This window comes from Streptosporangium sp. NPDC023963, from assembly GCF_040639135.1.
Taxonomy (GTDB): Bacteria; Actinomycetota; Actinomycetes; order Streptosporangiales; family Streptosporangiaceae; genus Streptosporangium.
Genome location: NZ_JBEZZK010000016.1, coordinates 81,558 through 94,861, shown reverse-complemented (window position 1 = coordinate 94,861; position 13,304 = coordinate 81,558). Strand labels below are relative to the sequence as shown.

The 13,304-nt window shown below is 71.1% G+C and carries 13 protein-coding genes; 7 read left to right on the top strand and 6 right to left on the bottom strand.

Going from position 1 to position 13,304, the window contains the following annotated elements; genetic code table 11:
- The first annotated feature begins 35 nt into the window (after window positions 1-35).
- On the top strand, window positions 36-764 hold the full coding sequence (locus AB0F88_RS34755) for an NAD(P)H-binding protein (RefSeq protein ID WP_362694150.1): 729 nt from the start codon (window positions 36-38) through the stop codon (window positions 762-764).
- Window positions 765-1,006: 242 nt separating this feature from the next.
- On the opposite strand, the gene AB0F88_RS34750 is transcribed toward AB0F88_RS34755, so the two are convergent.
- A complete protein-coding gene (locus tag AB0F88_RS34750; RefSeq protein ID WP_362694146.1) occupies window positions 1,007-1,771 on the bottom strand; it encodes a glucose 1-dehydrogenase in 765 nt (254 codons plus the stop codon).
- 56 nt (window positions 1,772-1,827) lie between these two features.
- Between AB0F88_RS34750 and AB0F88_RS34745 the strand changes: the two genes are divergently transcribed.
- Window positions 1,828-2,181 (top strand): metalloregulator ArsR/SmtB family transcription factor, encoded by a 354-nt coding sequence (locus AB0F88_RS34745; RefSeq protein WP_362694143.1) that lies wholly within the window; start codon window positions 1,828-1,830, stop codon window positions 2,179-2,181.
- Between the two features lie 157 nt (window positions 2,182-2,338).
- Here AB0F88_RS34745 and AB0F88_RS34740 read toward each other — a convergent pair whose 3' ends face one another.
- Both AB0F88_RS34740 and AB0F88_RS34735 read right to left on the bottom strand, forming a co-directional pair.
- On the bottom strand, window positions 2,339-2,683 hold the full coding sequence (locus AB0F88_RS34740) for a hypothetical protein (RefSeq protein WP_362694140.1): 345 nt from the start codon (window positions 2,681-2,683) through the stop codon (window positions 2,339-2,341).
- Window positions 2,684-2,940: 257 nt separating this feature from the next.
- Complete coding sequence (locus tag AB0F88_RS34735) at window positions 2,941-3,576, bottom strand: helix-turn-helix domain-containing protein (RefSeq protein ID WP_362694137.1); 636 nt, start codon at window positions 3,574-3,576, stop codon at window positions 2,941-2,943.
- Between the two features lie 62 nt (window positions 3,577-3,638).
- Between AB0F88_RS34735 and AB0F88_RS34730 the strand changes: the two genes are divergently transcribed.
- The 3 genes from AB0F88_RS34730 to AB0F88_RS34720 all read left to right on the top strand — a co-directional run bounded on the left by AB0F88_RS34730 (window position 3,639) and on the right by AB0F88_RS34720 (window position 5,424).
- Window positions 3,639-3,935 (top strand): hypothetical protein, encoded by a 297-nt coding sequence (locus AB0F88_RS34730; RefSeq protein WP_362694134.1) that lies wholly within the window; start codon window positions 3,639-3,641, stop codon window positions 3,933-3,935.
- Entirely contained in the window at window positions 3,932-4,795 is an 864-nt protein-coding gene (locus AB0F88_RS34725; RefSeq protein WP_362694131.1) for a methyltransferase domain-containing protein, read from the top strand. The genes AB0F88_RS34730 and AB0F88_RS34725 overlap by 4 nt, the downstream gene beginning before the upstream one ends.
- 170 nt (window positions 4,796-4,965) lie before the next feature.
- Window positions 4,966-5,424 carry a MarR family transcriptional regulator gene (locus tag AB0F88_RS34720; RefSeq protein WP_362694128.1) on the top strand — a complete coding sequence of 153 codons (459 nt, stop codon included), beginning with the start codon at window positions 4,966-4,968 and terminating at the stop codon, window positions 5,422-5,424.
- A 22-nt stretch (window positions 5,425-5,446) separates the two neighbouring features.
- On the opposite strand, the gene AB0F88_RS34715 is transcribed toward AB0F88_RS34720, so the two are convergent.
- Together AB0F88_RS34715 and AB0F88_RS34710 are read right to left on the bottom strand one after the other, a co-directional pair.
- Window positions 5,447-6,610 carry a ThuA domain-containing protein gene (locus tag AB0F88_RS34715; RefSeq protein WP_362694125.1) on the bottom strand — a complete coding sequence of 388 codons (1,164 nt, stop codon included), beginning with the start codon at window positions 6,608-6,610 and terminating at the stop codon, window positions 5,447-5,449.
- A 66-nt stretch (window positions 6,611-6,676) separates the two neighbouring features.
- A complete protein-coding gene (locus AB0F88_RS34710) occupies window positions 6,677-9,535 on the bottom strand; it encodes a carbohydrate-binding protein (RefSeq protein WP_362694122.1) in 2,859 nt (952 codons plus the stop codon).
- A gap of 395 nt (window positions 9,536-9,930) precedes the next feature.
- On the opposite strand from AB0F88_RS34710, the gene AB0F88_RS34705 reads away from it, so the two are divergent.
- A complete protein-coding gene (locus AB0F88_RS34705; RefSeq protein WP_362694119.1) occupies window positions 9,931-11,535 on the top strand; it encodes a phospholipase D family protein in 1,605 nt (534 codons plus the stop codon).
- Window positions 11,536-11,688: 153 nt separating this feature from the next.
- On the opposite strand, the gene AB0F88_RS34700 is transcribed toward AB0F88_RS34705, so the two are convergent.
- Window positions 11,689-12,240, bottom strand: a complete 552-nt coding sequence (locus AB0F88_RS34700) for an NAD(P)H-dependent oxidoreductase (RefSeq protein WP_362694116.1) — start codon at window positions 12,238-12,240, stop codon at window positions 11,689-11,691.
- A gap of 113 nt (window positions 12,241-12,353) precedes the next feature.
- Between AB0F88_RS34700 and AB0F88_RS34695 the strand changes: the two genes are divergently transcribed.
- Complete coding sequence (locus AB0F88_RS34695; RefSeq protein ID WP_362694112.1) at window positions 12,354-13,280, top strand: AraC family transcriptional regulator; 927 nt, start codon at window positions 12,354-12,356, stop codon at window positions 13,278-13,280.
- Window positions 13,281-13,304: the final 24 nt, after the last annotated feature.

Sequence of the window (13,304 nt, the reverse complement as noted above, 5' to 3'; positions counted from 1 at the left end):
CGGGCATGGATCATCGAAGAAGGGCAGGACGTGCCATGAAGTTCGCAGTCATCGGCGGAACCGGGCTGATCGGGTCCAAGGTCGTGAAGATCCTGAACGAGGCCGGGCACGAGGCGGTGCCGCACTCGCTGTCCACCGGGGTCGACGTGCTCACCGGTCAGGGGGTGGACGCGGCGCTGGCCGGCGCCGACGTGGTCGTCAACCTGACCAACTCCCCGACCTTCGACGACGCCTCCCCCGCGTTCTTCCAGACCTCGATGGACAACCTGCTGGCCGCGGCCCAGCGCTCGGGCGCCGGGCACTTCGTCATCCTGTCCATCATCGGCGTCGACCAGGTCCCCACCGACTACTACCGCGCCAAGACCCTCCAGGAGGACCTGCTCAAGGCCGGCCCCATCCCCTACTCCATCGTGCGCGCCGCCCAGTTCATGGAGTTCATCGGCGACATCCTGTCCTGGACCGCCGACGACGAGACCGTCCGCCTGCCTCGCACCCCCCTCCAGCCGGTCGCCGCGGCGGACGTCGCCGCCACCGTCGCCGACGTCGCGGCCGGGGCGCCCCTGAACGGCATCCTTGACCTGGCCGGGCCCGACGTGTACCCGCTGGACGAGCTGGGCCGGATCACCCTCGCCGCCAAGGGCGACAAGCGCTCGGTGACCACCGACGACGAGGGCGGCATGTTCGCCGCCGTCCCCGGCGACGTCCTCACCGCCAAGGGCGGCGCCCGCATCGCCCCCACCCGCTACACCGACTGGCTGAAGTAGACCGCACGCCGCGTACGCGACGCTCGACGGCGGGGAGCCGCACGTGCGGATCGCGCTCCGCACGCGTGATGCTCGAGATGCTCGACGGCGGGGAGCCGTGCGCGAGAACGGCCCCCGCAGAGAGCCGTGCGCGAGAACGGCCCCCGCAGAGAAGCGTGCGCGAGAACGGTCCCGCAGAGAAGCGTGCGCGAGAACGGTCCCCGCAGAGAGGACGGCCGGAGTGAGGCGGTCCTCGTGCCGCCTCAGGTGAGCTCCAGGCCGCCGTCGACGGTGAGGATCTGGCCGGTGATCCAGGTGGCCGCGGGATCGGCCAGGTGCACGATCCAGGCGGCCACCTCCTCGGGGCGCCCGCGGCGGCCGAGCGGGATGCTCGCGGCCTCGTCCTGCTTGATCTGCTCGACCGCCGCCTCTGACAGCCCGGCGGCGGCCAGGGCCTCGCTCTCCGTGGGACCGGGAGCCAGCGCGTTGACCCGGATGCCGTCGGCGGCCAGCTCCAGCGCCCAGCTGCGGGTCAGCTGTTCCAGGGCGGCCTTGGACGCGGCGTAGTGGGCCGCACCGGGCAGTGGCCGATGCCCGTAGGTGGAGGAGACGTTGACGATCGTGCCCCGGCCGGCACGAAGGTGGGGCAACGCGGCGCGGGCGAGCACGCTGGGCGCGGTGACGTTGAGGGCGAACAGGTCGTCGACGCGCCGGGCGTCGGTGTCGGCCAGCGACATCATCGCGGTGGCTCCGGCGTTGTTCACCAGGACGTCCAGACGCCCCCACCGGTCGATCGCCGCGTCGACGATCGTCTGGGCGGCCTGGTCGGCGCGGATGTCGACGGCCAGGAAGGCGATGCCGGGATGCTGGTCGGCCGTGTCCCGCAGGGGTTCCGCGCGGCGTCCCACCCCGAGGACGTGCGCTCCGGCGCGGGCGAAGGCGAGCGCGGTGGCGCGGCCGATCCCGGATCCGGCTCCGGTCACGATCACGGCGTTGCCCTGCAGGCGGCTGGTGGGCTGGTCGGTCACGGCATTCTCCGTTGTTCGATGTTTATGGAACATCGAACAACGTATAGCATGGGGTGATGAGGCAGGCACACCACCCTGAGCTGGGCGAAATCACACTGACCAAGGTGATGGCCGCCCTCAGTGACCCGATCCGGGTCGGGCTGGTGCGCGTGCTGGCCGACGGGCGCGAGCGCGGCTGGGGAGAGCTGCGGGCACCGGTGGCCAAATCGACGCTCAGCCACCACCTGCGCGTCCTGCGCGACGCCGGCCTGACCCGCACCCGGCAGGAGGGGACTCGCTGTTACGTGGTCCTGCGCGAAAAAGATCTGCAGGCGCGTTTCCCCGGGCTGGTGCGGACGGTGCTGACCGCGGCCGAGACCGACGACGTCGGTGGCCACGTCAGCGTGCGGGAAGACCCCGACGCCACCTAGAAGCGAATCGCCCACCGCGGCATCTCGGACTCACCCCCATCGGCGAGGTCCGGCCAGGAGCCCGGCAAGGAGTCCGGTCATCGAAGATGCCCACCGCTTGACAGCGATGGGCATCCGCCCGCCCCGGGATCGGGACGAGATTTTCGGCGATCTTCTACTAGGAGATGGGGACGAAGGACTTGAACCGCTCGGCGGAGTAGCTGCGGAGGGTGTCCAGGACCGTGAAACTCCCGGTGCAGTCCGCCGTGTTGAAGAACTGGAACCTCGAGAAGCCGGCCCCCCAGGCGGCGTGGAGGGTCGCGGTCGAGGGCACCGGGGTGCACCCGGCGGGCGGGGTCGGGTAGTGGGCGACCACGTTCCGTGCCGCGTCGAAGAAGTAGAGGCCCGAAGGGTCGGAAACGTTCGCCGAGGTGGCGGAAGCCGCCGACGCGGCGGCACCGCCCCCGAGCACGAGAGCTGTAGCGGTGAGCAGGGCAGAGCCGATCGCCGTTGTTTTGCGCACTGAACATCTCCATCGTGTGGATCCGTTGACGCGAAGATCCTCTCCCGGTTTAGTTGATTATTCAAGCGTTATCTGACTTGCAGAGTAAGGAAACGGTCGTTCGAGACCGTCCGGCCGCAAGCGCCGGTGAGAGCGCTCGCACCGAAAGACGTGCTCAGGCGGTCGTCACCTGCCGCCGGATCTGCCGGCAGCAGGTTGTCGCGGACGGTGCCGGCACGTGGACGGCGTCCGTTCCCGCCGCGTCCGTTTCGGGCCGCTCACGTCAGCACCGCGGCGGCGACCGTGTCGATGTACCAGCGCTCGAACCGTTCGGCCGGCCAGCCGCGCCGGCGTACGAGCCAGTCGTAGTTGCGAAAGTCCATGGCCAGCCACAGGACGTCGGCGACGCTGTCGACGTCGTGGTCGGGACGCGCGGATCCGGTGGCGACGATCTCGGCGGCGAGCATGGTCATGCCGCGCCTGCGGTCTTCGACGTTCTTGTTCCAGATGCGCGCGGCGTCGGCGTCCGCGGTGGCCGCGCCGGCCAGCGCGAGCATCACCTCGGTCTGGCGGGCGTGGGTGACGGCGAGGTGCCGGGCGTAGCGGGCGAGCTTGGCGCGAGGGTCGGACAGGGCCCGGATCTCGGCCACGAACGGCCGGTCGGGCAGCGCGACCGGCTCGTCGTCGCCGGCGACGGTGACGTCGACGAGCTCGGACAGCAGCTGGTGTTTGCTGCCGAAGGCCGCGTAGATCGTCTGGACCGCCACGCCGGCCTCGGTGGCGACGGCGGTCAGCGGGGTGGCCGCGTAGCCGGGGTCGACGAACAGCCTGCCGGCCGCCTCCAGGATCGCCCGCCGGGTCTGGCGGGCCTGCTCCCGGCGTTGCGCCGACTGGTAGCTCCGCTTGCCGTCCACCCGCGTTAGTATAAGGTTCCATTAGATAGAGTTTCGCTCTATCCAATTGAGAGGTGGTCGCGATGCCGTTCGGAGTGCTGCAGGAGATGCCCGGCGTGACCGAGGAGGAATACCTCGCGGTGGAGCGCAATCTGGGCCCGGACCGGCCGCCGGGCCTGCTCGCCCACGTCGCGGGGCCGGTCGAGGGCGGCTGGCGCATCATCAACGTCTGGCAGGACGCGGAGGCGTTCCGTCGCTTCCAGTCCGAGCGGCTCATGCGCGCCGCCGGCCTGGCCGCCCAGACGGACGGGTTCGACGCGGGCAAGGCCGCGAACTTCCGGTCCGTGACGGTCGACGGCGCCGAGATGCCCTTCCCGTGACCGACATCGCCGGCATGCGGGCCCGCAACGTCACGTTCTGGGCGCAGGCCGCGCCCGGATGGATCCACCACGCCGACCGTCAGGACGAGTACGGCCGGCCGCTGGGTGCCGCGGCGCTCGACCGGCTGCGCGCCAGGCCCGGAGAGCGGATCCTCGACGTCGGCTGCGGGTGCGGCGGCACCACCGCGGAACTCGCGGCGGCGGTCGCCCCGACCGGCGCGGTGGTCGGTCTGGACCTCGACGAGTCCATGGTGGCCGCCGCGGCCGCGCGGTTCCCGAGCGACCGCCATCCCGGCCTGAGTTTCACCGCCGCCGACATCGAGACCGCCGGCACCGTCGCGGGGGCGCCCTTCGACGCGGTCTTCTCCCGGACGGCCCTCATGCTGCTGGCCGACCCCGTCGCCGGCTGCTCCACGATCCGGCGGGCGCTGCGTCCGGGCGGGCGCATGGCCGCCACCGTCTTCCGTGACGGCGCGACCAGTCCTTGGATGCACGCGGTGCTGCTCGGCGCCGCGCCGCACCTCGGGCCGCTCGCGCCGATGCCCGCCGGCGACGAGCCGGGCCCGTTCGCGTTCGCCGACCCCGAACGGGTGAAGCGCATCCTGATCGAGGCCGGTTTCGAGGCCGTCACCGTCCAGCCGCACGACATCGCCCTGCGCGCCCCCGACGACCCCGGCACCGTGGCCGAATGGCTGATCGAGATCGGCCCGGCCGGGGCCGCGTACCGTGACGCCGCACCACCGCGGCGGGCGGCCGCACGCGCCGGGGCGGCCCGGCTGCTGGCCCGCTTCCGCGAGCCGGCGTCCGGCTACCGGCTGACGACCGGGATCTGGCTCATCACCGCGACGGCCGCCCCGTGAGGCGGGCGCCGTCATGACGTTCGCGGCTTCGGAATCACCGGGCCGCGACACGACGTTCGCGGCTCCGGGACCGCCGGACCGCGACACGACGTTCGCGGCTCCGGGACCGCCGGACCGCGACACCCGGTGGGGCGGGGGCCCGTGGCTCTCGCATCTGTGACAATGGCCAGGTGGCCGAGGGAGATGAGCACCGAGTCGCTCCGGATCCGCAGGCGATGCGCGCGGACATCCGTTCATGGCCCACGGGCCGCCTGCTGTCGGTGGCCGCCCGCATGGTCGAGGGCCGCTTCCACGACTTCCTCGCCGCGCACGACCTCACCCACGCCGGCATGATCGCCCTGCACCACGTCGTCGACGGCCGCCTGTCGCAGCGGGAGCTCGCGACGCTGTGCCGGGTGACCGACCAGACGATGAGCCGGACGATCGAGGGGCTGCACCGGGCCGGATACGTGCGGCGCGGGACCGACGAGCGCGACCGGCGGCGCACCCTCATCGAGATCACTCCCGCGGGGCGGGAGGTGCTGGAGACCGCGCGGCGCGAGGAGCGCGATTCCGACGTCCTGCTGGGTGCGGTCGACGAGTACGACCACTTCCGCGAGCAACTGATCAAGTTGATCACGATCGTGTGAGGCACTCGCCGACCGCCGGGCACTACCTGGTGATGGTGAAGGTGTCCACGTCGAACAGCGAGCCGGAGCCGCCGCTGAAGGTCAGGAAGATCGGCCCCGAGCCCGTCGCGGTGAGGGTGGTGGAAACGGTCCTGAAGGTGTCCCAGCTGCCGGTGTTGGGCACGGACACCGTGCCGAGCACCGTCCCGGTCTGCGAACCGGCGCGGACCCGGATGGTGCCGCCGGCGCCCGCCGAGGAGACGCGGGCGCTGAAGGTCTTCGCCCCGGAGGCGTTCACCGACGCGTACCCGGCCCAGTCGCCGTTGTCGATGTAGCCCACCGTCCTGCCGCCGCTGGCCGGGCCGTGGTTCGCCACCTGCACGCCGAAGTTGGAGGTGTAGGCCTCCCCCTCGACCGTGGTGGACCCGCCGGTCCTCGGGCTGCAGTCGGCGGCGACCTGTCCCGCGGCGTACCTGATGCCGCCGAGGAGCAGGCTGCGGAAGGCCGCTTCCCCGTAGGACTGGATGGTGTGGCCCAGGCCCGTGTAGAACGAGCGGCCCGACCCCTGCGGGTGGCACCAGGTGATGGGGTGGTCACCGTTCATGGTGCCGCCGCTGTAGCTGCTCTCGTCGAGAGACTGCAGGACCCGCGCGGTGGAACGGGGGTTGGTGCCGTAGTTGTACCACTCGTCGCTGCGGCTCCAGGTGGCGCCGAGATGGGAGGTGGCCGGGTGGGTGTTGTCCTCGGTCCGCACGGTGGCCTGCTGGATCGCGGGGTGGCCGCTGAACCAGGCGCCGACGAGCTGGCCGTAGTAGGCCCAGCCGTACTCGGTGTCGGCCGCCGCGTGGATGCCGAGGTAGCCGCCGCCGCCGTTGACATAGTTCTGGAACGCGGTCTGCTGGGTGTCGTTGAGCACGTCACCGGTGGTGCTGAGGAAGATCACGGCCTCGTACGTGGCCAGGTTGGACGCGTTGAAGGCGTTCGCGTCCTCGGTCGCGGTGACGCTGAAGCCGTTGGCGGCGCCCAGGTCCCTGATGGTCTGGATGCCGGTCGGGATGGAGTCGTGGCGGAACCCGGCCGTCTTGGAGAAGACCAGTACCTCGTACGGGGCCGCGGCGGCCTGGGCCGCGGCCGGGACGAGCACGGTCGCGGCCGCCATGGTGGCCGCCGCGACTGTCGCCAGCCCGCGTGCGATGAGACTGCGCATCGCTGTCCTTTCGTGTGCGGAAAGATCCCCGGCGCGGCGGGAGGCCGCCGCACCGGGGATCCGTCACTACTTGGTGATGGTGAGGGTGTCGACGTCCAGCAGCGCGCCGGAGCCGCCGGTGAAGGTCAGGAAGATCGACCCTGAACCCGTCCCGGTGAGGTTGGTGGTGACGTTCTGGAAGGTGTCCCAGCTACCGGTGTTCGGCACGGCCACCGAGCCGAGCACCGTCCCGGTCTGCGAGCCCGCGCGGACCTGGATGGTGCCGCCGGGACCGCCCGAGGAGACGCGCGCGCTGAAGGTCTTCGCCCCCGACGCGGTCAGCGTGGTGTACCCGGCCCAGTCGCCGTTGTCGATGTAGCCCATGGTCGTGCCGCCGCTGGCGCCGGCGTGGGCGGCCGGCTGCACGCCGGAGTTGGAGGTGTAGGCCTCCCCCTCGACCGTGGTGCTGGTGCCGCTGCCACCGGTGTTCAGGGTGAAGGCGTCGAGGTCGAAGAGGTTGCCCTGACCCGTGACCCCCTTGAAGACCAGGAACAGCGTGGTGGTGCCCGAGGGCGCGTTGCTCAGGTTGGCCGAGACGTTCTGGAAGTTCTCCCAGCCGCCGGTGACCGGCACGGTGGCCGTGCCCAGGAGCGTGCCGGTGGCCGACCCCGCCCTCACCTCGAGCGTGCCGCCGACACCGCCGGAGGAGACGCGGGCGGTGATGGAGGTCGCGTTGCCGAGCGCGTACGGCGTGAAGGAGATCCAGTCGCCGTTGTCGATGAACCCGGCGGTCTTGGCGCCCTCTGCCGGGCCGTGCTCGGCGATCTGGATGCCGGACTGGGCGCCGAAGTGCTCGGCCTGGCGATGGCGAGGCTGCAGGTTGCGGGTGTTCTGGCTGGTCAGGCCGCCCTTGTCGGTGTAGCTGGCGACGAAGACGCCGTAGATGTTCGCGGCGCTGTCGTGCTCACCGTCGGTCGGGACCGTGATGCTTCCCGAGCAGCCGTTCTTGCTGGTGATCTCGTGCGCGTGGCTGTCGTGGCCGAGGAGGTAGGTGACCTTGACCTTGGTGCAGTCGATGGTCCCGTCCTCGGGGTCGCTGACGTTGACCTGGAAGGGCACCGTGTCACCGAAGGAGAACAGTTGCCCGTTGACGGGCTGGGCGAAGTTCACCGTGGGCGCGGTGTTGCCGACCGTGACGGTGACGTTGGCGCTGCCGGTCAGCCCGCCCGAGTCCCTGACGGTCAGCGTGGCGGTGTAGGTGCCGTTCGTCGTATAGGTGTAGGTGGGGTTGGCCGCGGTGGAGGTGGCGCCGTTGCCGAAGTTCCACGAGTAGGTCAGCGCGCCGCCCTCGGGGTCGGAGCTGCCCGCCGAGGAGAAGGTGACGGCCAGCGGGGCGGGCCCGGAGGTCTTGTTCGCGGCGGCCTTGGCGATCGGGTTGCGGTTACTGCCCCCGATGTACTCGACGCGGAACAGCGTCTGGTTGCCGGAGCCGGTGCCGTAGTCGAGCACGTACAGCGCGCCGTCGGGGCCGAAGGTCAGGTCCATGACCTGGGTGCCGGTCCACGGGAAGGCGTCGATCGCGCCGGGCGCGCCGGAGGAGGTGACCTCGATGGCCTTGATCCAGCGGCGGCCGTACTCGGCGGCGAAGTAGCGGCCGTTGAGCGAGGCGGGGAACTTGACGGCCGAGTTCAGGGCCGCGTCGTAGCGGTAGACCGGACCGCCCATCGGCGACTCGGAGCCGCCGCCGAACTCCGGCGGGGAACCGGCCTCGCCGCCGTAGCGGATCCAGCTGGGCTTGGCCGCGGGCAGTGTGGTCAGGCCGGTGTTGCGGAACGAGTTGTTCGTCGGGCCGCCGGCGCAGTTGTACTTGGCCTGGGACGGTCCGGACGGGAAGGTGTACTCGTTGTAGGTCTCGGCCGTGGTGTTGGTGCCGGTGCAGTACGGCCAGCCGTAGTTGCCCGGGGCCGTGATGCGGTTGAACTCCACCTGGCCGCCGGGGCCGCGGTTGGCGTCGGCGCCGCCGGCGTCCGGGCCGTAGTCGCCCAGGTAGACGATGCCGGTGGCCTTGTCGACCGACATCCGGAACGGGTTGCGGAAGCCCATCGCGTAGATCTCGGGACGGGTCTTGGCCGTGCCCGGGGCGAACATGTTCCCGCTGGGGATGGTGTAGGTGCCGTCGGCCTGCGGCTTGATGCGGAGCACCTTGCCGCGCAGGTCGTTGGTGTTGCCCGAGGAGCGCTGGGCGTCGAACTGCGGGTTGCGGTCGGTGCGCTCGTCGATGGGGGTGTAGGAGTTCGACTCGAACGGGTTGGTGTCGTCGCCCGTGGTCAGGTAGAGGTTCCCGGCCGCGTCGAAGTCGATGTCACCGCCCACGTGGCAGCACTGGCCACGGTCGTTGGCCACCTGCAGGACGACCTTCTCGCTGGCCAGGTCCAGCGTGTTGTCGGACTTGAGGGTGAACCGGGACAAGTTCAGGTGTCCCTTCCACGCCTCGAAGGTCGCCGCGCTGCCGCTGGTGGGCGCGTCGCCCCCGGGGGTGTTCAGCTTCGGCGAGTAGTACACGTACACGTAGCGGTTGGTGGCGAAGGCGGGGTCGGCGGCGATGCCCTGCAGCCCCTCCTCGTCGTGGGTGTAGACGTCGAGCTTGCCGGCGGTCGTGGTGTCGCCGGCGGCGGTCGTACGGCGGATCGTGCCGTCGCGCGCCGTGTGCAGGATCGACCTGTCGGGCAGCACCGTCAGCGACATGGCCTCGCCGAGCTCGCTCGGGCCGGTGGCCAGGGAGACCTGCTGGTAGTCGGAGGCCGGGATGTCGACCATCGCGCGGGCCGCCGCGCCGGTGGCCGATCCGGTGGCCGCGTGGGCCGCCGGGCCGGTGGCCGCGGCGCCGGTGGTGATGAGCAGGGCTACGGTCAGCAGCCTGGCCCACGGCCGAGGGCGTGGGGACATGGAGGGTCCTTTCCTGACTTGGGGGGATCAGTCAGGCAAGGCGCGCGCCGCCGCGCTTATGCCGTCCGGCAGCGCTGTCACGCGCGACCGGATGATGCCGGGTTCGTTGGTGCGGTGGTGCGGTTGTTGCGCGCGGTCCCGGAGGGTGCCGTCTCCGGGACAGACCGATGGAGGCCAACAGTCTGTTTTTTTCGCGACTCGATGTACGAGTTACAGATTTTTAACACGCAGGCAACTTCGTGTAAACCCCCTGTCAAGGCTTCCCAGGTCAGTCCCCTGATACGGGAGCGCCGGAAGTTACGCGCCCGTATCCCCGCACCCCCGGGGCGGCGAGCCGAACCGGTGATCGTCCAGCCCCGACGGGTGGAAACATACAAAAATTGGGTAGATCGGGCATGGTGACCGAAGACAACTGGTTTCTCGACCGCGAGGAGCGCGGCAACCCGGCGTCCCGGATCGACACCCGGCACGACGGCGGGACCGCCTGGTCGCACGGCAACACCGTGCGGCCCATCCCGCACGGCGCGCCCTACTTCACCGAGCTGCTCTCCCGCGTCCGCGAGCTGCGCTCGGGGGACCTGCTGATGTTCACCGACTGGCGCGGCGACCCCGGGGAAAGGCTGGACGGCCCCGGCACGGAGGTCGCCGGCGTGTTCGCCGAGGCCGCCAGGCGCGGCGTCGTGGTCAAGGGCCTCCTGTGGCGCTCGCACTGGGACAAGCTCTTCTTCAGCGCGGAGGAGAACCGCCACCTCGGCGACGCCATCGAGGAGGCGGGCGGGGAGTGCCTGCGCGACATGCGCGTCCCCATGGGAGGCTCGCACCACCAGAAGCTGGTGGTGCTGCGTCACCGCGACGACCCCCGGCGCGACATCGCGTTCGTCGGCGGCATCGACCTGTGCTGGAGCCGCCGCGACGACTCCTCCCACGAGGGCGACGCGCAGGCCGCGCCCATGGCCAAGGTGTACGGCAGCCGCCCGCCCTGGCACGACGTGCAGGCCGCGATCCAGGGACCGGCCGTCGGCGACGTCGAGACCGTCTTCAGGGAGCGCTGGGAGGATCCCCAGCCGCTGACCCGCAACCCCGTGCACCGCGTCGCCGACCTGGTCCGGCGCGAGGACACCCAGCCGGATCCGCTGCCCCCGCAGCCGCCCGACCCGCCCGCCTGCGGCCCGCACGCCGTACAGCTCCTGCGCACCTACGCCCACCGCAGGACCCGCTACTCCTTCGCGCCGCGCGGGGAGCGCAGCGTCGCCCGCGGTTACCTCAAGGCCCTGCGCCGCGCCCGCAGCCTGATCTACATCGAGGACCAGTACCTGTGGTCGCCCCAGGTCGCCGAGTCCTTCGCCGAGGCGCTGAAGGCCAACCCGGAGCTGAGGATGATCAGCGTCCTGCCGCTCCACCCCGACCAGGACGGCCTGATCAGCGGTGTCCCGCAGATCCTGGGCCGCAACCAGGCGCTGGACGTCCTGAAGCGCGCGGGCGGTGACCGGGTCGCGGTCTACGGGGTCGAGAACCGGGAGGGCACCCCGGTGTACGTCCACGCCAAGGTCTGCGTCATCGACGACGTGTGGTCGACCATCGGCTCCGACAACTTCAACCGGCGCTCCTGGACCTACGACTCCGAGCTGACCTGCGCGGTGCTCGACGAGACCCCCGACGGCCGCGAACCGCTCGACCCCGGAGGGCTCGGCGACGGCGCCCGCCGCCTGCCCAGGGACCTGCGCCTCACCCTCGCCCGCGAGCACCTCGACCGGCACGAGGGCTCCGACGCGGACCTGCTCGACCCCGCCTCCTTCTTCGACGCCTTCGCCTCCTCCGCGGCCGAACTCGAACGCTGGTACGCGGGGGGTCGTCAGGGTCCCCGCCCGCCCGGGCGGCTCCGCGCCTACGAGGTGCCGCGGATGTCCTCGTGGACCACCGCCTGGGCCACCCCGTTCTACCGCTTCCTCTGCGACCCCGACGGCCGCCCCCGCTCCATGCGCCGCGCCGGGAGGTACTGATCCCGCACGGATCCTGCACGGCCGGTTCACGACCGGGTCACGGCCGGGCTCGTCGGCCCGGTTCACGGCCGGGTCACGGCCGGGCTCGTCGGCCCGGTTCACGGCCGGGACGGTCGCCTGACGGAGACCGACGGACGCCCGCCCGTCGCCGGCTCACCCCCTGAGCGGACGCAGGGCGGAGCCCCAGGCGAGGACCTGGTCGAGGACGAGGTTCAGCCGGTCCTCATGGGCGGTGGCGGGCTTGAAGCCGTCCGCGAAGTCGGTGAGGATCGACAGCCCGACCTGGTTCGACACCGTGGCCACGCTGAGCAGGCCCAGGACGTCCCGCAGGTGCGAGATCGCCCGGGGCGCGCCGTCCACGCCGTAGCCGACGAACCCGGCCGCCTTGTTCTTCCATTCCGCGTACAGGAAGTCGAGGGCGTTCTTGAGCGCGCCGGGGTACGAGTTGTTGTACTCGGGGGTCACGATCACGAACGCGTCCAGGGGCGCGATCCTGGCCGACCAGCGCCTGGTGCGTTCGTATCGGTAGTCGCCCGTGGCGGGGTGCTCGGGCTCGTCCAGGTTGCCCAGGTCGTAGTCCTTCAGATCGACGATCTCGTACTCGGCGTCACCTCGCTTGACCGCCAGATCGCGGACCCAGTGCGCCACCATCTCGCCTTTGCGGCCGGGACGGGTGCTGCTCAGGATGATGCCTACCTTCAGCATGTCGATGCTCCCTCGATTGGTTACGTGAACCACAGTAGGGAGAGTTGCTGAGATACTGAATGCGCCTCTGTCCAATATTTATACGCCAGCGTCTCAGGCTATAGACTCGACGTATGGATATGCTGAGCGACGTGGTGTCCTTCATGCGATGCGGGCGCCCTTCCTCCGTCCGCGTCTCCTGGCGGGCTCCCTGGGGTGTGTCGTTTCGCGCGGTGCCCGGGTCCGCGGGTTTCCATGTGGTGTTGCGCGGGTCCTGCTGGCTCGTCCCCCCAGACGGCGAGCCCGTTCCGCTGAGCGTGGGCGACGTGGTGTTCCTGCCGCACAGCGACCCGTTCGGGCTGGCCGACGATCCCGCGAGGCCGCTGGTCGAGGCGGACTGCGCCCCGCATTCGGAGCTGTTCGCCTCGGCCGGTTTCGGTGGCACCGGGCCCGAGACGGTGATCCTGTCCTGCGGCTACCGGCTCGACCCCGACAGGACTCACCCGATCCTGGCCTCGCTGCCCGGCGTGATCCACCTGCCCGCGACGCTCGGCAGCCATCCGGGGTTGCGGGCCGCCGTCGAGCTGCTGGCCGCCGAGATCGACACCCCGCGCCCCGGCACGGACACCGTCGTGTCGTCCCTGCTGGACATGTTGCAGCTGTACGTCCTGCGGGCCTACTTCGAGACCCAGGACGAGCCCTGCACGCTGTCCGGCTGGGCCGCCGTGCTGGCCGACCCCGCCATCGGCCGCGCGCTCGACGCCATCCACCGCGACCCGGCCCGCCGCTGGACGGTCGAGTCGCTCGGCACCCACGCGGGCATGTCGCGCGCCGGCTTCGCCCGCCGCTTCACCGGGCTGGCCGGGCAGCCACCGCTGACGTACCTGACCTGGTGGCGGCTGGTGAGCGGGGCGCGCATGCTGCGCGAGTCCGACGCGTCGGTGGCGGAGGTGGCCGAACGAGTGGGGTACGGGTCGGAGTTCGCCTTCGGCAACGCCTTCAAGCGGGAGTTCGGTGTGGCGCCCGGCCGGTACCGCCGCCGGCTCGCGGCGCACCCATGACTCCCACCGAATGACTCCCACCGA

Bases quoted from the DNA above. Each gene is read 5' to 3' on its own strand.
- AB0F88_RS34755 (WP_362694150.1), top strand. From the start codon at position 36: ATGAAGTTCGCAGTCATCGGCGGAACCGGGCTGATCGGGTCCAAGGTC.
- AB0F88_RS34745 (WP_362694143.1), top strand. From the start codon at position 1,828: ATGAGGCAGGCACACCACCCTGAGCTGGGCGAAATCACACTGACCAAG.
- AB0F88_RS34730 (WP_362694134.1), top strand. From the start codon at position 3,639: ATGCCGTTCGGAGTGCTGCAGGAGATGCCCGGCGTGACCGAGGAGGAA.
- AB0F88_RS34715 (WP_362694125.1), bottom strand. From the start codon at position 6,610: ATGCGCAGTCTCATCGCACGCGGGCTGGCGACAGTCGCGGCGGCCACC.
- AB0F88_RS34710 (WP_362694122.1), bottom strand. From the start codon at position 9,535: ATGTCCCCACGCCCTCGGCCGTGGGCCAGGCTGCTGACCGTAGCCCTG.
- AB0F88_RS34705 (WP_362694119.1), top strand. From the start codon at position 9,931: ATGGTGACCGAAGACAACTGGTTTCTCGACCGCGAGGAGCGCGGCAAC.
- AB0F88_RS34700 (WP_362694116.1), bottom strand. From the start codon at position 12,240: ATGCTGAAGGTAGGCATCATCCTGAGCAGCACCCGTCCCGGCCGCAAA.
- AB0F88_RS34695 (WP_362694112.1), top strand. From the start codon at position 12,354: ATGGATATGCTGAGCGACGTGGTGTCCTTCATGCGATGCGGGCGCCCT.